At 68.3% G+C, this 20040-nt stretch carries 18 protein-coding genes and 1 pseudogene; 11 read left to right on the top strand and 8 right to left on the bottom strand.

Going from position 1 to position 20040, the window contains the following annotated elements:
• Nucleotides 1-145 precede the first annotated feature (145 nt).
• From BM297_RS01750 to BM297_RS01720, 6 genes are all read right to left on the bottom strand, one after another.
• Entirely contained in the window at nt 146-1486 is a 1341-nt protein-coding gene (locus BM297_RS01750; protein ID WP_092427683.1) for an MFS transporter, read from the bottom strand.
• A gap of 339 nt (nt 1487-1825) precedes the next feature.
• Nucleotides 1826-3037, bottom strand: a complete 1212-nt coding sequence (locus BM297_RS01745) for a M24 family metallopeptidase (RefSeq protein WP_092427681.1) — start codon at nt 3035-3037, stop codon at nt 1826-1828.
• 354 nt (nt 3038-3391) lie between these two features.
• Nucleotides 3392-4393 (bottom strand): GlxA family transcriptional regulator, encoded by a 1002-nt coding sequence (locus BM297_RS01740; protein ID WP_092427679.1) that lies wholly within the window; start codon nt 4391-4393, stop codon nt 3392-3394.
• 32 nt (nt 4394-4425) lie between these two features.
• Nucleotides 4426-5802 (bottom strand): L-serine ammonia-lyase, encoded by a 1377-nt coding sequence (locus tag BM297_RS01735; protein WP_092427677.1) that lies wholly within the window; start codon nt 5800-5802, stop codon nt 4426-4428.
• A gap of 529 nt (nt 5803-6331) precedes the next feature.
• Entirely contained in the window at nt 6332-6718 is a 387-nt protein-coding gene (locus BM297_RS01725) for a hypothetical protein (RefSeq protein WP_092427673.1), read from the bottom strand.
• Nucleotides 6719-6834: 116 nt separating this feature from the next.
• A complete protein-coding gene (locus tag BM297_RS01720) occupies nt 6835-7482 on the bottom strand; it encodes an oxidoreductase (protein WP_092427671.1) in 648 nt (215 codons plus the stop codon).
• A gap of 150 nt (nt 7483-7632) precedes the next feature.
• Between BM297_RS01720 and BM297_RS01715 the strand changes: the two genes are divergently transcribed.
• Together BM297_RS01715 and BM297_RS01710 are read left to right on the top strand one after the other, a co-directional pair.
• The gene (locus tag BM297_RS01715; RefSeq protein ID WP_092427669.1) at nt 7633-7998 is read left to right on the top strand and encodes a CidA/LrgA family protein; all 366 of its coding nucleotides are present in this window, start codon (nt 7633-7635) and stop codon (nt 7996-7998) included.
• Complete coding sequence (locus BM297_RS01710; protein ID WP_394328000.1) at nt 7995-8711, top strand: LrgB family protein; 717 nt, start codon at nt 7995-7997, stop codon at nt 8709-8711. The genes BM297_RS01715 and BM297_RS01710 overlap by 4 nt, the downstream gene beginning before the upstream one ends.
• Before the next feature lie 2 nt (nt 8712-8713).
• Here the strand turns inward: BM297_RS01710 and BM297_RS01705 are convergent.
• Both BM297_RS01705 and BM297_RS01700 read right to left on the bottom strand, forming a co-directional pair.
• Nucleotides 8714-10027: pseudogene (locus BM297_RS01705) on the bottom strand (bifunctional DedA family/phosphatase PAP2 family protein); the annotation flags it as partial.
• Nucleotides 10024-10743 carry a DNA-3-methyladenine glycosylase gene (locus tag BM297_RS01700; protein ID WP_092427667.1) on the bottom strand — a complete coding sequence of 240 codons (720 nt, stop codon included), beginning with the start codon at nt 10741-10743 and terminating at the stop codon, nt 10024-10026. The gene BM297_RS01700 and the pseudogene BM297_RS01705, both read right to left, overlap by 4 nt.
• 134 nt (nt 10744-10877) lie before the next feature.
• Here BM297_RS01700 and BM297_RS01695 point away from each other — a divergent pair, with 134 nt between their 5' ends.
• From BM297_RS01695 to BM297_RS01655, 9 genes are all read left to right on the top strand, one after another.
• Nucleotides 10878-12143 (top strand): glutamate-5-semialdehyde dehydrogenase, encoded by a 1266-nt coding sequence (locus BM297_RS01695; RefSeq protein WP_092427665.1) that lies wholly within the window; start codon nt 10878-10880, stop codon nt 12141-12143.
• Nucleotides 12143-12799 (top strand): nicotinate-nucleotide adenylyltransferase, encoded by a 657-nt coding sequence (gene nadD / locus BM297_RS01690; protein WP_092427663.1) that lies wholly within the window; start codon nt 12143-12145, stop codon nt 12797-12799. Before BM297_RS01695 ends, nadD begins: the two co-directional genes overlap by 1 nt.
• Before the next feature lie 10 nt (nt 12800-12809).
• The gene (rsfS, locus tag BM297_RS01685; protein ID WP_092427661.1) at nt 12810-13163 is read left to right on the top strand and encodes a ribosome silencing factor; all 354 of its coding nucleotides are present in this window, start codon (nt 12810-12812) and stop codon (nt 13161-13163) included.
• 9 nt (nt 13164-13172) lie between these two features.
• Complete coding sequence (rlmH, locus tag BM297_RS01680; RefSeq protein ID WP_090305363.1) at nt 13173-13640, top strand: 23S rRNA (pseudouridine(1915)-N(3))-methyltransferase RlmH; 468 nt, start codon at nt 13173-13175, stop codon at nt 13638-13640.
• Nucleotides 13641-13655: 15 nt separating this feature from the next.
• A complete protein-coding gene (gene mrdA / locus BM297_RS01675) occupies nt 13656-15575 on the top strand; it encodes a penicillin-binding protein 2 (RefSeq protein WP_092427659.1) in 1920 nt (639 codons plus the stop codon).
• Nucleotides 15565-16710 carry a rod shape-determining protein RodA gene (rodA, locus tag BM297_RS01670; protein ID WP_092427657.1) on the top strand — a complete coding sequence of 382 codons (1146 nt, stop codon included), beginning with the start codon at nt 15565-15567 and terminating at the stop codon, nt 16708-16710. Before mrdA ends, rodA begins: the two co-directional genes overlap by 11 nt.
• Before the next feature lie 20 nt (nt 16711-16730).
• The gene (gene mltB, locus BM297_RS01665) at nt 16731-17732 is read left to right on the top strand and encodes a lytic murein transglycosylase B (protein ID WP_217648230.1); all 1002 of its coding nucleotides are present in this window, start codon (nt 16731-16733) and stop codon (nt 17730-17732) included.
• Nucleotides 17733-17734: 2 nt separating this feature from the next.
• Nucleotides 17735-18763, top strand: a complete 1029-nt coding sequence (locus BM297_RS01660; RefSeq protein ID WP_092427653.1) for a septal ring lytic transglycosylase RlpA family protein — start codon at nt 17735-17737, stop codon at nt 18761-18763.
• A gap of 62 nt (nt 18764-18825) precedes the next feature.
• Nucleotides 18826-19986 carry a D-alanyl-D-alanine carboxypeptidase family protein gene (locus tag BM297_RS01655; RefSeq protein ID WP_092427651.1) on the top strand — a complete coding sequence of 387 codons (1161 nt, stop codon included), beginning with the start codon at nt 18826-18828 and terminating at the stop codon, nt 19984-19986.
• Nucleotides 19987-20040 lie beyond the last annotated feature (54 nt).

The following is a 20040-nucleotide window of genomic DNA, read 5'->3' as shown; positions in this document are numbered from 1 at the left end:
AGGCCCGAGGCCGGGCCCGTGTCCTTTGTTCGCAGGGCAGCGCAGGCTCCGGAGGGAGCCACGCTGCGTGGCTGCGCACCTGATAGCAGATATCGGTTAAGTTTTTTTGCACGAATCCGACCCGAAGTTGGCAGGATCCCGTGTTTCAGTCGCTCAGCGCCTGGTGGGCGGTCTCGCGGATGCACAGCATCGCCAGCAGCGCCACCCCCGCGGCGGCTACCAGCATCCAGGCCGGCGCCAGCTTGTCGCCGGTCTGGCTGATCAGCCAGGTGGCGATGAACGGCGCGGTGCCGCCGAACAGTGCGTTGGCGGTGTTGAAGCTGAAGGCGAAGCCGCTGTAGCGCACGCGGGTGGGGAACACCTCGGCGAGGAAGCACGGCAGGGTGCCGTCGTTCATCGCCAGCATCAGGCCGAAGGCGATCTGGATCAGCAGGATGAAGGCGAAGGTCTGGCCCTCCAGCGCGCTGAACAGTGGCACAGTGATGGCGAGGAACAGCAGCGAGGCGGCGATCAGCATGGTCTTGCGGCCGAAGCGATCGGACAGCATGCCCATCAGGAAGATGAAGACGATGTAGGTGGCCAGCGACACCGTGGAGGCGAGGAACGAGTCGGTCTCGGTCATGCCCATCTCGGTGGACAGGTAGGTGGGCATGTAGCTGAGGATCAGGTAGAAGGCCACCGCGTTGAGGCAGGTGACGCCGATGGCCACCAGCACGCGCTTGCGGTACACGCCGAGCAGCTCGCCGATCGGCGCCCTGTGCTTGGTCGCCTTGTGCTCCAGGGCCTTTTCCATCTCGCGGAACTTCGGGGTGTCCTCCAGATGCAGGCGGATGTAGCGGCCGATCAGGCCCAGCGGGGCGGCGAGCAGGAACGGCAGGCGCCAGCCCCAGCCGTGCAGCTGTTCGCTGTCGAGCTGGGAGTAGAGGCCGGCGGCGAATAGCGAGCCGAACAGCAGGCCGGCGGCGGTGCTGGCCGGCACCAGGCAGGTGTAGAAGCCGCGCTTGCGGTCCGGGGCGTACTCGGCGAGGAAGGCCGCCGCGCCGGCGTACTCGCCGGAGGCGGAGAAGCCCTGCACCAGGCGGATCAGCAGGAGCAGCAGCGGGGCGAGCATGCCCACCTGGGCGTAGGTGGGCAGAAAGGCGATGCAGAAGGTCGAGCCGGACATGATCAGGATCGACAGCGACAGGGCGTTGCGCCGGCCGTAGCGGTCGCCGATGTGGCCCCAGACGATGCCGCCGATCGGGCGGACGATGAAGGAGATGGCGAACACCGCGAAGGTGGCCAGCAGGCCGGTGGTCTTGTCGGTCGCCGGGAAGAACACCACCGCGATCACCGCCGCCAGGTAGCCGTAGGCGGCGTAGTCGAACCATTCGACGAAGTTGCCCATGAAGCTGGCGGTGGCGGCGCGGCGCAGGGTGCTGCGTTCGGCCGCGGTCTCGCTACGGCTGGGCTGGCCGTAGGCCAGGGAATCGTTGAGCGTGCTCATCGGGCACCTCCGCAGGTCGGCTGACCCGTTTCGATCCCTGTCGTCTCAACTGGTGGCCGCCTCGGGTCACCCTGCTCGTTCACTGCACATGTCGCGCGGCGCTCTCCGTGGCGGAGAGTGCTGCAGTTTAACCTGACCATCGCCCACACCTCTGTTGTTATGTAATGGATTGTTCGGCAGCTGGTAGTTCATGTGTTGCGGAGGACGCCGGGCCTGGCCCTGGCGGTCGCCGCTGAGTGTCGTTCTGTATCCTCCTTCTGGGGGGGCGCAGACGGCCGGACTGAGCCGGTCGTAATGGCGGGGCGACAGGCCGACCCTGGCGCCCGCCTCTTCTGCGGGTTACTTGCGGATGATGTTTTTCTCCGGACCGTAGGGGAACTTGGTGATGTTCTCGGCGCCGTCCTCGGTGACGATCAGGATGTCGTGCTCGCGGTAGCCGCCGGCGCCCGGCAGGCCCTCGGGCAGCATGATCATCGGCTCGATGGACACCACCATGCCCGCCTCCAGCACGGTGTCGATATCCTCGCGCAGTTCCAGCCCGGCCTCGCGGCCGTAGTAGTGGCTGAGGGTGCCGAAGGAGTGGCCGTAGCCGAAGGTGCGGTACTGCAGCAGGTCGTGGCTGAGGAAGATCTCGTTCAGCTCCTTGGCGATGTCGCAGCAGCGCATGCCCGGCTTGATCAGCTTGAGGCCGGCTTCGTGTACCTCGACGTTGGCCAGCCACAGGCGCAGGTGGTCGTCGGAGCAGTGATCGAGGAACAGGGTGCGTTCCAGCGCGGTGTAGTAGCCGGCGATCATCGGGAAGCAGTTCAGGCTGAGGATGTCGCCCTTGTTCACCTTGCGGGTGGTCACCGGGTTGTGCGCGCCGTCAGTGTTGATGCCGGACTGGAACCAGGTCCAGGTGTCCATCAGCTCGACGTCCTCGAAGGTGTCGGCGATGGCGCGGACCATGGCCTGGGTGGCGTGCAGGGCCACTTCGTATTCCGGCACCTGGTCGCGCAGCGCCTCGACCACCGCGGCGCCGCCGATGTCGGCGATGCGCGCGCCGTGACGGATCATCACGTGTTCCTCGGCGGACTTGATCATGCGCATGCGCATGCACGGTGCGGCGACGTCGACCAGCTCGGCTTCCGGATAGCGGGCGGCCAGCTTGTCGCGGTTCTGCAGGTTCAGGTGGTCGAACTCGATGCCGATGCGCCGTGCCTTGGGCAGCGCCTGCTGGATGGCGACGAAGTAGTTGTCGCGCTGCCAGTCGGTGTAGACGATGTTGTCGGTGCCCTGGGTGCGGCGCCACGGCTGGCCGCCGTCGATGTTGGCGCTGATGGTCACCACGTCGTCCTGGGTCACCACCAGGGCGTAGGGGCGGCCGAACGAGCAGTACAGGAAGTCGCTGTAGTAGTTGATGTTGTGGTACGAGGTGAAGATCGCCGCGTCGAGGTTTTCCGCCGCCAGATGGGCGCGCAGCTTGGCCTGGCGGTTGGCGTATTCCTGGGCGGAGAACGTCGACTTGACCTTTTCGCCGTTCCGGATCCGGATGGTTTTGGGCATCTGCATGGCGTGAATCCTTGTGATCGTTGTGTGGACGACGCGCCGGTTCTGGCGTGCCGTTGGATTGCATTGCAACAGAGCCAACCGGTTGGTTTTTGCACGTTTCCGACCTGAAGTTGATCGGATCCGCTGTCGTTGGCCGGCGGGTCAACTTTCCCCGCGGGGCTCGCGTGGCGTCGGAAAAATGGCCGTCGGTATAGCCCCGGGGGAGGGCGCCGTGAAGGGCACCCTCGCCACGAGATGAGCGGTGTGTTGCTTGCGACGTCCGCACGGCTTCCTGCCGGGGCGGGGCGCGCGCTGCAAAAAAGGCCCGGACCGTGCGGTCTGCACGGGCGGGCCCGAGGGTGGGTGAACGCGGGATCAGTGCAGGAGCGGGTGGTCCGCGTGCGGACTGGTCGGGCGCTCGGTGCTGGGCGGGATGCCGAAGTGCTCGCGATAGCAGCGCGAAAAGCTCTGCGCCGACAGGAATCCGCAGCTGCGGGCCACCGCGATGATGGGCTGGTCGGTCTGCTTGAGCAGCTGGCGGGCACGCAGCAGGCGCAGCTTGAGGTAGTAGCGCGACGGCGAGCAGTTCAGGTGTTTCTGGAACAGCCGCTCCAGCTGGCGCCGCGACAACGCGATGTAACCGGCCAACAGCTCGAGTTCGATGGGTTTCTCGAGGTTGTGCTCCATCAGCGGGATCACTACCGCGAGCTTGGGATGACCGGTGCCGCGCAGCCGCACCGGCGCCAGGCGTCGGTCAGCCGGCTCGGCAGGCAGGTGGGCGAAGGCCAGGGTTTCGTCGATCGCCGCCATCAGCTCGGCGCCGTGGCTGCGGCCGATCAGCTGCAGCATCATCGCCTGCCCGGCGGTGCCGCCTGCCGCGGTGTAGCGGTCGCGGTCGAGGACGAAGTGTCGCGGGCTGAGGGAGATGGCCGGGAAGTCCTTGTGCAGGTCCGGCCGGCACTCCCAGCTGCTGCAGTGGTAGCCGTCGAGCAGGCCGGCGTGCGCCAGCGTCCAGTTGCCCGTGCCGAGTGCACCGAGGTGCACGCCGCGGGCGGCCTGCTCGCGCAGCAGGCGGGCGTGCGCCGGGTCGTCGTGCCCGCTCGCGCCCTCGCCGCCGCAGAGGATAAGGGCATCCGCCGCGGCCTGGCCGCGCGCGGTGCCGTCCGGGGAAACCAGCATGCCGTTGCTGGCGCGCACCGGGCGGCCGTCGAGGGTCAGGGTGTGCCAGCGGAACAGGCCGCGGCCGCTCAGCTGGTTGGCCATTCGCAGCGGCTCGACCGCTGCCGCCAGGGCGACCAGGCTGAAGTGCTCGACCAGCAGGAAGGCGATGGACTCCAGGGGGCGTGGCTCGGACGCCCGGTTTGGCATGGCGGTCATGGGGGCGGTTCTCCGGAAATGGGGCGCGGCTATCAACACTCGATGGCGCTGACCGCCAGGCCGCCGCGAGAGGTTTCCTTGTACTTGTCGTGCATGTCGGCGCCGGTGTCGCGCATGGTGCGGATCACCCGGTCCAGTGAGATGAAGTGCTCGCCGTCGCCGCGCAGGGCCATCTGCGCCGCGTTGATTGCCTTCACCGCGGCGATGGCGTTGCGCTCGATGCACGGTATCTGCACCAGGCCGCCGACCGGGTCGCAGGTCAGCCCGAGGTTGTGCTCGAGCCCGATCTCGGCGGCGTTCTCCAGCTGCCCCGGCGTGGCGCCGAGCACCTCGGCGAGACCGGCCGCGGCCATCGCGCAGGCCGAACCGACCTCGCCCTGGCAGCCGACCTCGGCACCGGAGATCGAGGCGTTCTTCTTGCACAGGATGCCCACTGCCGCTGCAGCGAGCAGGTAGTCGACCACGTCGTCCTCGCATGCCTCGGGGTTGAAACGCATGTAGTAATGCAGCACCGCCGGGATGATCCCCGCCGCGCCGTTGGTGGGCGCGGTGACCATGCGCCCGCCGGCGGCGTTCTCCTCGTTGACCGCCAGGGCGTACAGATTGACCCACTCCATCGCCGACAGGGTCGAGCCGATCACGTTGGGCTTGCCGATCTCCTGCAGGCTGCGGTGCAGGCGCGCGGCGCGGCGCTGTACCTTGAGACCGCCGGGGAGCAGACCGTCGTGCTTGAGGCCGTTGGCCACGCACTCCTGCATCACGCCCCACAGCTTGAGCAGGCCGGCGCGGATCTCGGCCTCGCTGCGCCAGACCTTCTCGTTGGCCAGCATCAGTTCGGAAACGCGCAGGCCGTGCTGGCGGCACAGGCGCAGCAGTTCGTCGCCGCTGGAGAAGTCGTAGGGCAGCACCGAATGGTCCTGATCGAGCTGTCCGGCGGCGGCCTGTTCGGCATCGACCACGAAACCGCCGCCCACCGAGTAGTAGGTGTCCTGGCGCAGCTCGCGGTCCTCGCCCCAGGCGATCAGGGTCATGGCGTTGGGATGGTAGGGCAGGTTCTCGTCGAGCAGGCGCATGTCGCGCGCCCAGTCGAAGGGCACCGGCTGCTGGCCGCCGAGCAGCAGCTCGCCGGAGGTGTGCAGTTCGTCGATGCGCGGGGCGATGCTGGCGGGGTCGATGAGATCGGGCCATTCGCCCATCAGGCCCATGATCACCGCGCGGTCGCTGCCGTGGCCGACGCCGGTGGCGGACAGCGAGCCGTACAGGCGCACCTCGATGCGGGTGATGCGCTCGAGCAGGCGGCGCTCGCGCAGGGCGCCGATGAACAGGGCGGCGGCGCGCATGGGGCCGACGGTATGCGAGCTGGAAGGGCCGATACCGATCTTGAACAGGTCGAACACGCTGATGGCCATGACGGACTCCTTAACCGATGACGCGGGTTGCGCTGATTGTCGGTGGCGGCGGCGCGGAACAACTGTCCAGGTTCGACGCGAAAGTGTCCGCATTCGCCCTGCGTGGTTGTCCGCAGGACGGTTGCGGAAGTTGTACACATGGGCAGTGGGCGGGGCTGTGAATAACTTGTTGGCAGCCGCCTGCGTGCCAGGCGTGGCGCGGTCTTCCGGCGCTTGCGCAAATTTCGAGCGGTCACTGCAGGAGGGCTCGCGCGACTGAACACAGTTTCGGTGCGGCAGTCTGTGGACAACTTGTGCGGCGATGGCTGCAGGCCTGATGTGGTGGGGGCTTTACGCGATTGGCTGTTTTTTGAACAGTTGGGCGGCCAGAGGCCTCCCGGCCGTCGCCTGGCCGGGGAGGACCCAAAGGGTATCAACTCCAGCGCCGACCAGCCGGGACCCTACGCGAGGAACTGGCCGCTGCTGCGCGAGGCGCTGAGGGCCATGGGCGCAGCGACCTGATCGGTCCGGCCAAGCGCCGAGCGGCGTCTCAGTGCAGGACGGAGCGGTGCGGGGTGCCGTCGCAGTGCTGGCTGAGCCAGTCCTGCAGGCGCTGCAGCAGTGGCAGGCCGACCAGCTCGCCGCGCTCGTGGTGCTTGATCAGTTCGAGCACCTCCAGGCACAGCGCGTTGTGTTCGGCGAGATGGGCGTCGTCGACCGGGCTGCCCAGTTCGACAAAGGCTTGCTCCTCGCTGACCAGCGATTGCAGCAGGCCGCTCATCAGATGCGTCAGGCATTCGCCGACCGCGTCCCGCGAGCTGTCGAGGTGCAGGTGTGCGCTGAGGGTTTCCGCCAGCTGAGTCAGCCAGCAACGCTGGGCCTGGATGACGGCGATGCCATGCAGTCCTTGCTCGGTCCAGGGTGTGAAATTGGTCATGTGGTGTCCCCTTGGGTAAGAATCCATCTTTATCTAGGCGCCGCTGTAGTCGCGGCTTGCGGTGTTGCGCCGGCCAGACTAGCCGCCGGTTGTGACAGGACGATGGTGCTGCTGGTCTAGCGGCCCAGGCGGCGCAGTTCGTCGGACTCGACGATGCGCACGCCTTGTCCCTCTTCCAGCGCCAGGCGCCAGAGGGCGCGCGCCAGTGTGCACACGGAAATGGCGCGCCATTTTCCAAGCAATACACGTGCCAGTGGTGCGGTGACCTGTTCGAGCAGGCGGCGCTGGCAGCGCTCGCCGAGCAGCAGCGAGGGGCGGGCGATGGTCAGCTGTGGCCAGCCCTGGGCCTTGAGGGCTTCCTCCATCTCGCCCTTGACCCGGCTGTAGAGCACCCGCGAGTGCGGATCGGCGCCCAGCGAGCTGAGCACCACGAAGTGGCGCGCGCCCAGTTCGCGCGCGCGCTGGGCGCAGGCGATCACCAGGTCGTGGTCGATGGCGCGGAAGGCGGATTCGGAACCGGCCTGGCGCAGGGTGGTGCCCAGGCAGCAGAACACGGTGTCGATCGGGCCCTGCAGCTGCTGGAGGATTTCCAGCAGGTTGCCGCGCGGATTTTCCAGGTGCGGGTGAGTCGACAGTGGCCGGCGGCTGGGCGCCAGTACCCGCTGGACCGTGGGCTCGCTGAGCACGCGGTCCAGCAGGTGCTCGCCGGTCAGGCCACTGGCACCGAGGATGAGCAGGTTGCGGGGACTGTTGTTGTGCGGCATGGGCTGCTCGTTCTGCTTGTTATGCTTGCCCGCGCGTGTCGCGCGGTCATGTCTCTAGATCAGCATGGGCGCTCGGCTGCGGTCAAGTCGACCCAAGTGTAATTGGTGTTGGTGGCCCTATAATGCGGCCGAGTTCATGGAGGTGTTGCGATGCTGTTGCGAGGTATTAGCTGGCTGGTGCTGTTCCAGCTGCTGGGCACGGGGTTGAACGTGCTGCTGTTGCCGATGTTGCCGGGGCCGATCATCGGCATGCTGCTGCTGTTCGCCTTCCTGGTCTGGCGTGGCGAGGTGCCGGCGCCGGTCGGCGAGGCGGGCGGCGCCCTGCTGCGCTACCTGCCGCTGCTGCTGGTGCCCCCGGCGGTAGGGGTGATGGCCTATGCCGAGGCGATCGCCGCCGACTTCTGGGCGCTGGCCGGCACCCTGGTGCTGTCGACGCTGCTGGCCATGCTGTTTGCCGGCTGGCTGATGCAGAAGCTGATCGATCGTCAGCAGCGTCGCGAGGAGGGAGGGGCATGAGTGGCACACTGGCTGCCGCCCTGCAGGCAATCCTCGAGCATCCGCTGTTCGGCTTCGGCATCACCCTCGGCGCCTACCAGCTGGCCCTGGCGCTGTTCGAGCGCACCCGCTGGGTATTCCTGCAGCCGGTGCTGCTGTCGATGACCCTGGTGGTCGGCGTGCTGCTGCTGTGCGGCATCGACTACGCCGAGTACCGCGCCAGCGTCAGCATGCTTTCGGTATTCCTCGGTCCGGCCACGGTGGCCCTGGCCATTCCGCTGTTCCTCAACCTCAGGCGCATCCGCCAGCTGCTCTGGCCGATCCTGCTGACCCTGGCGCTGGCCGGCAGCCTGGCCACCGCGCTGGGCATCGGTTTCGCCTGGCTGTTCGGCGCCGACCAGGTGATGCAGATGACCGTACTGCCCAAGTCGGTGACCTCGCCGATCGCCATGCTGATCGCCGAGCAGCTCGGCGGCATCGCCGCGCTGGCGGCGGTGTTCGTGCTGATCGTCGGGGTGATCGGGGCGATCTTCGGCCCCGGATTGCTGACCGGCATCGGCGTGCACAGCCCGGCGGCGCGCGGCATGGCGCTGGGCATCACCGCCCATGCGGTGGGCACCGCCCAGGCGCTGCAGGAGGGCGAGGAAACCGGTGCCTTCTCGGCCCTGGCGATGAGCCTGATGGGCGGCGCCACGGCGATCCTGCTGCCGCTGGTGGTGGCCATGGTCGCCTGAGCGGTCTGGTAGCGCTGCTGTGCGTTGCCGTCGCTGGTCAGTCCGGCGAGCACGGCGCCGAACAGCAGGCTTGGCGCCAGCGCCCACCACAGCCGCCGCGGCAGCGCCGGCAGCGGTGTTCGGCGCTGCGCCAGCAGCAGGGCGAGGGCGCCGACACAGCCGGCGAGCAGGGCGCCGGCCAGCACGTCGGTCGGCCAGTGCGCGCCGAGATAGACCCGCGAGATGGCGATGGCGGCGGCCGGCAGGCAGGCCAGCAGCAGCCAGGCCAGACGGATGCGCGCCGCGGCGCCACGGCCGACCAGCACGCCGAGGGTCAGGCAGAAGGCGAAGGCTGCCGAGCTGTGCGCGCTGGGCAGGCTGAAGCTATCCAGCGGCTGCAGCAGAATGTCCGGGCGGGCACGGGCGAGCAGCAGCTTGAGGCCCTGATTGGCCAGGGCGCTGCCGCCCAGGCTCAGGGTGGCGAACAGCAGCGTGCGCCACTGGCGGGCCGCCAGCAACAGCAGGCCGAGCAGCAGGCCGGCGCCGAGTTGCACGGCAGCATCGCCCTGGCGGCTCAGTTGCATCATCCACACGTCCCGCTCCGCGGTGCGCAGGCCCTGCAGCAGTTCGAGCAGGATCTGGTCGAACAGGGCGAAGTGACGCCAGCCGAGCAACAGGGCGAGCAGCAGGAGCGTGCTCAGTGCGGCGGCCAGCGGCGCCGCCGCCCGCCGTTCGCGCAGGCTGGCCTGGGCGATCAGCGCCAACAGTGCGGCCAGGCTGCCGCCGAGCAATCCGGCCTGCCACCAGAAGCCTTCCGGCAGTGCCAGGCCCAGGGCCGCGCCGGCCATCCAGCCGGGCAGCAGGTAGACCACCGCCCAGCCGGCGGCGGCGAGCAGGCTGACGGTGATGAAGCGCGGCAGCGGCATGTCGAGCATCCCGGCCACGGTCGGCAGCATCGGCCTGAGCGGGCCGATGAAGCGGCCGAGCAGCAGGCTGGCCACCCCGTAGCGCTGGAAGTAGAACTCCGCCTGGGCCAGCCACTCCGGGTGGCGGCGCAGCAGCGGCAGGCGGCGGATGTCCTGGTGGAAACGCCGGCCGAGGGCATAGGACAGCGCATCGCCGAGCAGGCCGCCCGCGTAGCCGATCAGCAGGGTCTGCCACAGGGTGAGGACACCGCTGCCGGCCAGCGCGGCGACGGCGAACAGCACCACGGTGCCCGGTACCACGATGCCGACGATGGTCAGGCATTCGATGCAGGCGATCAGGAAAATCGCCAGGCCCAGCCATTCGGGCTGAGCGCCGAGCCAGGTGGTCAGGGTATCGAGCCATTGGCTCATGCGTTGTGCTCCTGCGGGTCGATCAGGTGGAAGTCCGTTCCGGCGACCTGGCCGCGGCGCAGCGGATTGCGTGTGCAGTGGCGCGCGTAGGTCGCATCGACGAAGCGATAGGGCAGGTGCTCGTCGCGTCCGTGCGGAATCCCCAGGCGGGTGGTCTGCACGATCTGCGCCGGCCGTTCGCCGACATCCTCGACGAACAGGCGCTGCCAGTCGAAGCGCCGGCCGTCCCAGTCGCGCACCTTGAGGCCGAGCGCGCGGCACAGCAGGGTCTGCCCGGCGCAGAGCTGTTCCGGCGGTCGCGGCCGGCCCTGGCGGTCGGGGTTGTTGGCCTGCATGCGCGCCAGCGCATCCGCGCCGCTCCGCGCATCCTGCCAGGGCAGGGCGGACTTGATCAGCACCGCATTGCCGGCGCCGTGGGCGCTGAAGTTCAGCGAGTCGCCGCCGCGGGCGTAGTACATGTAGATGTGTCCGCCATCGAGGAACAGCGCGCGGCGTTTCTCGGTGTAGCCCAGCGAGGCATGGCTGCCCCGTTCGGCCAGGTAGTAGGCCTCGGTCTCGATGATCCGCGCGCTCAGCCACAGGCCGTCGAAGCGGTGGCGGATCACCTTGCCCAGCAGTTCGCGGGCGACCAGGCAGGCGTCGCGGTCGAAGAAGGCGTCGGCCAGCGGATGGGCGCCGGGCCAGGGCAGGCCGGATGGCAGGGCGGGAGACGGCATGGGCGCTCGGTCGGCAGGGTGATGAGGCCAGCATAGCAAGCGGGCGACGCACCCGGCCGTCCGCGGCGCTGGGCTATGCGGTGGCGGCAGGGCTATAATCATCCACTTTTTCCAGCCGCCGGATCGCCGAGACCATGACCGAGTCCGTACTCGACTACATGACCCGCCTGGGTCGCGCCGCACGTGAAGCCTCGCGCGTCACTGCACGCGCCACCACCGCGCAGAAGAACAACGCCCTGCTGGCCGCCGCCCGCGCCCTCGACGCGGCCCGCGACGAGCTGATCCGCGCCAACGCGCAGGATCTCGACAACGGCCGTGCCAGCGGTCTCGACGAGGCCATGCTCGACCGCCTGGCGCTGACCCCGGCGCGCATCGACGACATGATCGAGGGCCTGCGCCAGGTAGCCGGCCTGCCCGATCCGATCGGCACCATCCGCGACATGCGCTACCTGCCCTCGGGCATCCAGGTCGGCAAGATGCGCGTGCCGCTGGGCGTGATCGGCATCATCTACGAGTCGCGTCCCAACGTGACCATCGACGCCGCCAGCCTGTGCCTGAAGTCCGGCAACGCCACCATCCTGCGCGGCGGTTCCGAGGCGATCCATTCCAATCGCGCCATCGCCGCCTGCATCCAGCAGGGCCTGGCCGAGGCCGGCCTGCCGGCGGCCTGCGTGCAGGTGGTGGAAACCACCGACCGCGCCGCGGTGGGTGCGCTGATCACCATGCCCGAGTTCGTCGACGTCATCGTGCCGCGCGGCGGCAAGAGCCTGATCGAGCGCATCAGCCGCGACGCGCGGGTGCCGGTGATCAAGCACCTCGATGGCATCTGCCACGTCTACATCGACATCGCCGCCGACGTGGACAAGGCGATCCGCGTCGCCGACAACGCCAAGACCCAGCGCTATGCGCCGTGCAACACCATGGAGACCCTGCTGGTCCACCAGGGCATTGCCGCCCGCGTGCTGCCGCCGCTGGCCGAGATCTACCGCGCCAAGGGCGTCGAACTGCGTGGTTGTGCGGCGACCCGCGCGCTGCTCGGTGCCGACGTGCTGGAGGCGACCGAGGAGGACTGGCACACCGAGTACAATGCGCCGATCCTGTCGATCCGCGTGCTCGATGGCCTCGAGCAGGCCATCGAGCACATCAACCACTACGGCTCGCACCACACCGACTCAATCATCACCGAAAGCTTCACCGATGCGCGGCGCTTCCTCACCGAGGTCGACTCCAGCTCGGTGATGGTCAACGCCTCCACCCGCTTCGCCGACGGCTTCGAGTACGGCCTGGGCGCCGAGATCGGCATCTCCACTGACAAGCTGCACGCCCGCGGCCCGGTCGGCCTGGAGGGGCTGACCAGCGAGAAGTACGTGGTGTTCGGCGACGGTCACGTGCGCGGCTGATGACCCAGCGCATCGGTCTGCTCGGCGGCACCTTCGACCCCATCCACATCGGCCACCTGCGTGCCGCACTGGAGGTGGCCGAACAGTTCGCCCTCGACGAGCTGCGCCTGATCCCCAGCGCGCGTCCGCCGCATCGCGGCACGCCGCAGGTCAGCGCCCAGGCGCGCCTGGACATGGTGCGCCTGGCGGTGGAAGGCGTGGCGCCGCTGCTGGTAGACGATCGCGAGCTGTGGCGCGACAAGCCGTCGTGGACCATCGATACCCTGGAGTCGCTGCGTGCCGAGCTGGGCAGCGAGGTCCAACTGCTGCTGCTGGTCGGCTGGGACGCCTTCTGCGGCCTGCCGACCTGGCATCGCTGGCAGGAGCTGCTCGACCACTGCCACATTCTGGTGCTGCAGCGGCCGGATGCCGACAGCGAGGCGCCGGAGATGCTGCGCGACCTGCTGGCCGCGCGCAGCGTGGCCGATCCGCAGGCGCTCAAGGGCCCGGCCGGGCAGATCGCCTTCGTCTGGCAGATGCCGTTGGCGATTTCCGCCACGCAGATCCGCGAGCGCCTGGCTGGCGCTCGCTCCGTTCGTTTTCTGGTGCCCGACGCGGTGCTGGCCTACATCCATGAGCACGGTCTGTACCGTGCCACCCCTTCGACACAAGAGTGAACCTTTGACAATGCAATCCGAACAACTGGTCCAGGTGGTGATTGCCGCCCTGGAAGACATGAAAGCCCAGGACATCACCACCATCGACGTGCGCGATAAAACCAGCATCACCGACTTCATGGTGATCGCCTCGGGCAGCTCCAGCCGTCACGTCAAGTCGCTGGCCGACACCGTGCTGGAGAAGGTCAAGGCGCAGGGCGTCAAGCCGATCGGCAGCGAAGGTCTGGACAGCGGCGAGTGGGGCCTGCTCGACCTCGGCAACGTGGTGGTGCACGTGATGCAGCCGGCCACCCGCCAGTTCTACGACCTCGAGCGCCTGTGGCAGGGCGCCGAGCAGAGCCGCGCCCAGCACGCCGACGAGTAAGCGGCGGGCATGCGCATCCGACTGATCGCCGTAGGCTCGCGCATGCCGCGTTGGGTCGAGGACGGCTGGCAGGAGTACGTCAAGCGCCTGCCGCCGGAGCTGACCCTCGAGCTGGTGGAGATTCCGCTCAGCACCCGCGGCAAGAACGCCGACATCGCCCGCCTGATCCGTCAGGAGGGCGAGGCGATGCTGGCGCGGGTGCAGCCCGGCGAGCGGGTGGTCACCCTCGAGGTCCACGGCAAGCCGTGGAGCACCGAGCAGCTGGCCGTCGAACTGGATCGCTGGCGCCTCGATGCGCGCACCGTCAACCTGATGGTCGGCGGCCCGGAAGGGCTGGCGCCGGAGGTCTGCGCGCGCAGCGAGCAGCGCTGGTCGCTGTCGCCACTGACCCTGCCGCACCCGCTGGTGCGGGTGCTGCTCGGCGAACAGATCTACCGGGCCTGGACCGTGCTGTCCGGCCATCCGTACCACAAGTAGCGTCCGCCCCCGCCCATGCCGCAGCCGATCCAGCTCAAGGACCACGAACGCGACGCCCGCCTGGTGCGCAGCCGCGCGATCGTCGGCGCGCTGTTCGTGCTGCTGCTCACCGGCGTGCTGGTGGCGCGCATGTACTACCTGCAGGTGATCCAGTACGAGCACCACTCGACCCTGGCGGAGAACAACCGCATCCACGTGCAGCCGCTGCCGCCGACCCGCGGGCTGATCTACGATCGCAACGGAGTGATCATCGCCGACAACCGGCCGAGCTTCAGCCTGACGGTGAGCCGCGAGCGCGCCGGCGACTGGCCGCAGGTGCTGGATACCGTCGTCGAGGTGCTCGAACTGGGCGAGGAGGAGCGTGCGCTGTTCGAGAAGCGCCTGCGCCAGGGGCGCCGGCCGTTCGAGCCGGTGCCGATCCTGTTCGAACTCTCCGAGGAGCAGATCGCCCGCATCGCGGTCAACCAGTTCCGCCTGCCGGGGGTCGACGTGGTCGCCCAGTTGGTGCGCCACTACCCGCAGGGCGAGCACTTCGCCCATTCGGTCGGCTATGTCGGACGGATCAACGAGCGCGAGCTGAAGGAGCTCGATCCGGTCGACTACAGCGGCACCCACCATATTGGCAAGACCGGAACAGAGAAGTTCTACGAGGACCTGCTGCACGGCCAGGTCGGCTACGAGGAAGTCGAGACCAACGCCCGCGGTCGCGTGCTGCGGGTGCTCAAGCACACCGACCCGGTGCCGGGCAAGGACATCCGCCTGCACCTCGATCTCAAGCTGCAGGAGGCCGCCGAGGCGGCGCTGGCCGGTCGACGTGGGGCGATCATCGCCCTCGAGCCGGCTACCGGCGGGGTGCTGGCGATGGTCAGTCAGCCGAGCTACAACCCCAACCTGTTCGTCACCGGCATCGGCTTCAAGGAGTACGCCGCGTTGCGCGACTCCATCGACCGGCCTCTGTACAACCGCGTGCTGCGTGGCCTGTATCCGCCCGGCTCGACGGTCAAGCCGCAGGTGGCGCTGGCCGGCCTGGATGCCGGGGTGATCAACGCGGCATCGCGGGTCTACGACCCGGGCTTCTATCAGCTGCCCGGCAATACCCACAAGTACCGCAACTGGAACCGCAGTGGTGACGGTTGGGTGAGCCTGGATCTGGCCCTGGCGCGCTCCAACGACACCTATTTCTACGACCTGGCGATGAAGCTCGGCATCGACCGCCTGCACCACTACATGAGCGCCTTCGGTATCGGTCAGCGGGTGTCCCTCGACCTGTTCGAGGAAGCCTCGGGACTGATGCCCTCGCGCGAATGGAAGCGCATCAACCGCCGCCAGGCCTGGTACCCGGGTGAGACGGTGATCACCGGCATCGGCCAGGGCTACATGCTGACCACGCCGCTGCAGCTGGCCCAGGCCACCGCGCTGGTCGCCAGCCGCGGCCAGTGGCGGCGCCCGCGTTTGCTCATGGATGCCGACGGCATGACCCCCGAGCAGCTGGTGGCCAGCGATCTGCTGGAGGCTCGCGAGCCACCGCCGGACATCGTCGCCAAGGATCCCCGCTACTGGGATCAGGTCACCCACGGCATGGTCGAGGTGGTGCATGGCGAGCGTGGTACCGCCCGCAAGATCGGTCTCGGCTCGCCGTACCTGATCGCCGGCAAGAGCGGTACGGCGCAGGTGGTGGCGATCCGCCAGGGCGAGCGCTACGACCGCAACAAGGTTCGCGAGCGGCACCGCGACCATGCGCTGTTCGTCGCCTTCGCCCCGGCCGACGACCCGAAGATCGCCGTAGCGGTGATGGTGGAGAACGGCGAGTCCGGCTCCGGCGTGGCCGGGCCGGTGGCCAAGCAGGTGCTGGATGCCTGGCTGCTCGACGAACAGGGCCGGCTGAAGGCCGAGTTCGCAGCGCCCCAGACGGCGGAGGTTGCCCGTGAGCAGTAGTTTCGACCGTACCCTGTCCGGCGAGGACGTGCTGCGCCGGCGCGCCAGCCTGCTGCAGCGCCTGCATATCGACGGGCCCCTGCTGTTGCTGCTGCTGACCCTGGGCGCGGTCGGCCTGTTCATCCTCTGGTCGGCCGGCGGCAAGCACTGGGGGCTGCTGTTCAAGCAGGCCACCTCGTTCGGCATCGGCCTGCTGGCGATGGTGGTCATCGCCCAGATCGAGCCGCGCCTGATGGCACGCTGGGCGCCGCTGGCCTACACCGGCGGGGTCGGCCTGCTGCTCGGCGTCGAGTTCTTCGGCTACACGGCGATGGGTGCCACGCGCTGGATCAACATTCCCGGGGTGATCCGTTTCCAGCCCTCGGAGTTCATGAAGCTGATCATGCCGATCACCATCGCCTGGTACCTGTCCGGGCGCAGCCTGCCGCCCAGCTTCAAGCACCTGGCCATCGCCCTGGCGCTGATCGGCGTGCCCTTCGTGCTGATCCTCAAGCAGCCCGACCTCGGCACGGCGATGCTGGTCCTCGTTTCCGGCGCCTTCGTGCTGTATATCGCCGGCCTGCGCTGGCTGTGGATCACCAGCGCGGTGGCGGCGGCGGTGCCGATCGCGGTGGCCATGTGGTACTTCGTGCTGCACGACTACCAGAAGCAGCGAGTGCTGACCTTCCTCGATCCGGAGAGCGACCCGCTGGGCACCGGCTGGAACATCATCCAGTCCAAGGCGGCGATCGGCTCCGGCGGGGTGTTCGGCAAGGGCTGGCTGTTCGGCACCCAGTCGCATCTGGACTTTTTGCCGGAAAGTCACACGGACTTTATCATTGCCGTGCTGAGCGAGGAGTTCGGTATGGTGGGCGTGTGCCTGCTGTTGGTGGTCTACCTGCTGCTGATCGCCCGCGGCCTGGTGATCACCGTGCAGGCGCAGACGCTGTTCGGCAAACTGCTGGCGGGCAGCATCACCCTGACCTTCTTCGTCTACGTATTCGTCAACATCGGCATGGTCAGCGGACTGCTGCCGGTGGTGGGGGTGCCCTTGCCTTTCATCAGCTACGGCGGAACTTCGTTGGTGACGCTGCTGTCAGGATTTGGCATTTTGATGGCGATCCACACACACCGTAAATGGATCGCCCAGGTTTGAGGCCGAGAGTGAAGAGCACAATGCACAAACTGCGAGAGTGGGTGAAACTGTCGGCCATCGGGCTGCTCGGCGCCATCGGCGCCGCGCCGGGGCTGGCGGGTGCCTACGAGAATGCGGCGCAGGTCGACGCCTTCATCGCCGAGATGACCCGCGAGCACGGCTTCGCCGAGGCCCCGCTGCGCCAGCTGTTCGCCGGCGCCGAGCGCAAGCAGCCGATCCTCGACGCGATTTCGCGGCCGGCCGAGCGGGTCAAGCCGTGGAAGGAGTACCGGCCGATCTTCATCACCGACGCGCGCGTCGCCCAGGGCGTGGAGTTCTGGAACCGCCATGCCGAGACGCTGGCGCGCGCCGAGCGCGAGTACGGCGTACCGGCGCAGGTGATCGTGGCGATCATCGGCGTGGAAACCTTCTTCGGCCGCCACACCGGCAACTGGCGCGTGCTCGACGCGCTGGCCACCCTCGGCTTCGACTATCCGCCGCGCGCCGACTTCTTCCGCAAGGAGCTGCGCGAGTACCTCCTGCTGACCCGCGAGCAGCAGGTCGACCCGCTGACCCTGAGCGGCTCCTACGCCGGCGCCATGGGCCTGCCGCAGTTCATGCCGAGCAGCTTCCGCGCCTACGCGGTGGACTTCGACAAGGACGGGCGCATCGACATCTGGAACAACCCGGTGGACGCCATCGGCAGCGTGGCCAGCTACTTCCAGCGCCACGGCTGGGTCGCCGGCGACCCGGTGGTGACCCGCGCGCGCATCGAAGGCACCCGCTTCGCCGACGGCCTGACCCAGGGCCTGGAGCCGGTCAAGTCGGTCGGCGACCTGCGCCAGCTTGGCTGGACGCCGCTGGACACGGTGGACGACAACTACGCGGTGACCGCCTTCCGCCTCGAAGGCGCCCAGGGCGACGAGTTCTGGATGGGCCTGCCCAACTTCTACGTGATCACCCGCTACAACCGCAGCGTGATGTACGCCATGGCCGTGCACCAGCTGTCCACCGCGCTGCTGACCCAGCGTCAGGAGCCCTGAGCATGCGTCCTGGCGCGATTGCCCCGCTGGCCCTGGCACTGAGCGGCCTGCTGCTGGCCAGCTGCAGCTCGACCCAGGCACCGCAACCAGCCGGTGCCGACGGGCGGATCTCCGGCCCGGCGAGCTACGCCCGGCCGCATCGCGACGGCGCGCCCTGGTGGGACGTCGACGTGTCGCGCATCCCCGATGCCGTACCGATGCCGCACAACGGCCCGGTCAAGGCCAGCCCCTACACGGTGTTCGGCAAGCCCTACTACCCGATCAACGATGCGCGCAACTACCGGGCCACCGGTACCGCCTCCTGGTACGGCACCAAGTTCCACGGCCAGGCCACCGCCAACGGCGAGACCTTCGACCTGTACGGCATGACCGCCGCGCACAAGACCCTGCCGCTGCCCAGCTACGTCAAGGTGACCAACCTCGACAACGGCAGCAGCGTGATCCTGCGGGTCAACGACCGCGGGCCGTTCTATTCCGACCGCATCATCGACCTGTCCTTCGCCGCGGCGAAGAAGCTCGGCTACGCCGAGAGCGGCACCGCGCGGGTCAAGGTCGAGGGCATCGATCCCCACCAGTGGTGGGCCCAGCAGGGCCGTCCGGTACCGATGATGCTGGCCAGCAACGCACCGCGCAGCAGCAAGCCGCTGACGCTGCCGGCGCCGGGCGCGGTGCGCACTGTCGCCCAGCCGGTCGGCGCGCCGATCGAGGCCTATACTCCTCCGCCGGCGCAGCATGCCGCCGCGGTGCTGCCGGTCGAGCTGGCGGTAAAAAAAAACGCTTCTGTCCCAGCCGCTGGGCTGTATCTCCAGGTGGGCGCCTTCGCCAACCCGGACGCTGCGGAACTCCTCAAGGCCAAGCTGAACGGCCTGGTGGGGACTGCCCCGGTGTTTATCAGCTCGGTCGTGCACAACCAGCAGGTGCTGCACCGCGTGAGGCTGGGGCCGATCGACACTCAGGATGAGGTCCTGCAGCTGCAGGACACCTTGCGGCTGGCCAGCCTCGGCCAGCCGCGACTGGTGCGGCCGGACTGAAGCCGCATTCGTGGTAATGCCCGCAGGGGCCTGACTGACCTACTTCGCTATTCGAGAGACGGATGAACATCACTACCTTCGTGCACCGCCTGTTCCTGCTAGTCCTGTTCACCGCCATGCCCAGCGCCTGGGCGGCCGAGCAGGTCGTCCCCGCGCCGCCGCAACTGGCGGCCAAGGCCTGGCTGCTGATGGATGCCGACAGCGGCAAGGTTCTGGTCGAGCAGAGCGGCGACGAGCGCCTGCCGCCGGCCAGCCTGACCAAGCTGATGACCGCCTACATCGCCACCCTGGAAATCAACCGTGGCCAGATCGGCGAGAGCGACCTGGTGACCATCAGCGAGAACGCCTGGCGTACCGGCGGCTCGAGGATGTTCGTCCAGGTCAATACCCAGGTGAGCGTCGGCGACCTGCTGCAAGGCATCATCATCCAGTCCGGCAACGACGCCAGCGTGGCGGTCGCCGAGCACATCGCCGGCAGCGAGGACGCCTTCGCCGACCTGATGAACACCACGGCGGCCCGTCTCGGCATGGCCAACAGCCACTTCATGAACGCCACCGGCCTGCCGCATCCGGAGCACCATTCCTCGCCCCGCGACATGGCCCTGCTGGCGCGCGCGATCATCAACGAGGATCCGGCGCATTACGCCCTCTACGCGCAGAAGGAGTTCCTCTGGAACAACATCAAGCAACCCAACCGCAACCTGCTGCTGTGGCGCGACAAGACCGTCGACGGCCTGAAGACCGGCCACACCGAGGAAGCCGGCTACTGCCTGGTGGCCTCCGCCGTGCGTGACGGCCAGCGCCTGATCGCCGTGGTGTTCGGCACCAACAGCGAGCAGGCCCGCGCCGCCGAGACCCAGAAACTGCTGACCTACGGCTTCCGCTTCTTCGAGACCCGCCAGTTCTACGCCAAGGGCGCCGAACTGGCCCAGGCGCCGGTGTGGAAGGGCGCCGAGCGGCAGCTCAAGGCCGGCCTGGCCGAGAACCTGACCCTGACCCTGCCGCGTGGCCAGTTGCAGCAGCTGCAAGCCAGCATGACCCTGCAGCCGATGATCGAGGCGCCGGTGGCTGCCGGCCAGGAAGTCGGCAAGGTCGAGGTGCGCCTCGGCGAGCAGGTGCTGCACAGCGCGCCGCTGGTGGCCCTCGAGGCCGTCGAGGAGGGTGGTATCTTCCGCCGCGTGTGGGATAGTATCCGACTGTTTTTCTATGGTTTGTTCAACTGACCGATTGACCTGCGCGTGACGCTCCGACCGGGGGCGTCCGCATGGCGGGCCACA

It is taken from the genome of Geopseudomonas sagittaria (genome assembly GCF_900115715.1).
GTDB classification, from domain to species: Bacteria; Pseudomonadota; Gammaproteobacteria; order Pseudomonadales; family Pseudomonadaceae; genus Geopseudomonas; species Geopseudomonas sagittaria.
The sequence above is the reverse complement of the archived record's forward strand: the minus strand, read 5'-3'. Positions and strand labels throughout refer to the sequence as shown.

Coding starts and splice junctions, on each gene's coding strand:
- BM297_RS01750 (WP_092427683.1), bottom strand. CDS start 1,486: ATGAGCACGCTCAACGATTCCCTGGCCTACGGCCAGCCCAGCCGTAGC.
- BM297_RS01745 (WP_092427681.1), bottom strand. CDS start 3,037: ATGCAGATGCCCAAAACCATCCGGATCCGGAACGGCGAAAAGGTCAAG.
- BM297_RS01740 (WP_092427679.1), bottom strand. CDS start 4,393: ATGACCGCCATGCCAAACCGGGCGTCCGAGCCACGCCCCCTGGAGTCC.
- BM297_RS01735 (WP_092427677.1), bottom strand. CDS start 5,802: ATGGCCATCAGCGTGTTCGACCTGTTCAAGATCGGTATCGGCCCTTCC.
- BM297_RS01725 (WP_092427673.1), bottom strand. CDS start 6,718: ATGACCAATTTCACACCCTGGACCGAGCAAGGACTGCATGGCATCGCC.
- BM297_RS01720 (WP_092427671.1), bottom strand. CDS start 7,482: ATGCCGCACAACAACAGTCCCCGCAACCTGCTCATCCTCGGTGCCAGT.
- BM297_RS01715 (WP_092427669.1), top strand. CDS start 7,633: ATGCTGTTGCGAGGTATTAGCTGGCTGGTGCTGTTCCAGCTGCTGGGC.
- BM297_RS01710 (WP_394328000.1), top strand. CDS start 7,995: ATGAGTGGCACACTGGCTGCCGCCCTGCAGGCAATCCTCGAGCATCCG.
- BM297_RS01700 (WP_092427667.1), bottom strand. CDS start 10,743: ATGCCGTCTCCCGCCCTGCCATCCGGCCTGCCCTGGCCCGGCGCCCAT.
- BM297_RS01695 (WP_092427665.1), top strand. CDS start 10,878: ATGACCGAGTCCGTACTCGACTACATGACCCGCCTGGGTCGCGCCGCA.
- nadD (WP_092427663.1), top strand. CDS start 12,143: ATGACCCAGCGCATCGGTCTGCTCGGCGGCACCTTCGACCCCATCCAC.
- rsfS (WP_092427661.1), top strand. CDS start 12,810: ATGCAATCCGAACAACTGGTCCAGGTGGTGATTGCCGCCCTGGAAGAC.
- rlmH (WP_090305363.1), top strand. CDS start 13,173: ATGCGCATCCGACTGATCGCCGTAGGCTCGCGCATGCCGCGTTGGGTC.
- mrdA (WP_092427659.1), top strand. CDS start 13,656: ATGCCGCAGCCGATCCAGCTCAAGGACCACGAACGCGACGCCCGCCTG.
- mltB (WP_217648230.1), top strand. CDS start 16,731: ATGCACAAACTGCGAGAGTGGGTGAAACTGTCGGCCATCGGGCTGCTC.
- BM297_RS01660 (WP_092427653.1), top strand. CDS start 17,735: ATGCGTCCTGGCGCGATTGCCCCGCTGGCCCTGGCACTGAGCGGCCTG.
- BM297_RS01655 (WP_092427651.1), top strand. CDS start 18,826: ATGAACATCACTACCTTCGTGCACCGCCTGTTCCTGCTAGTCCTGTTC.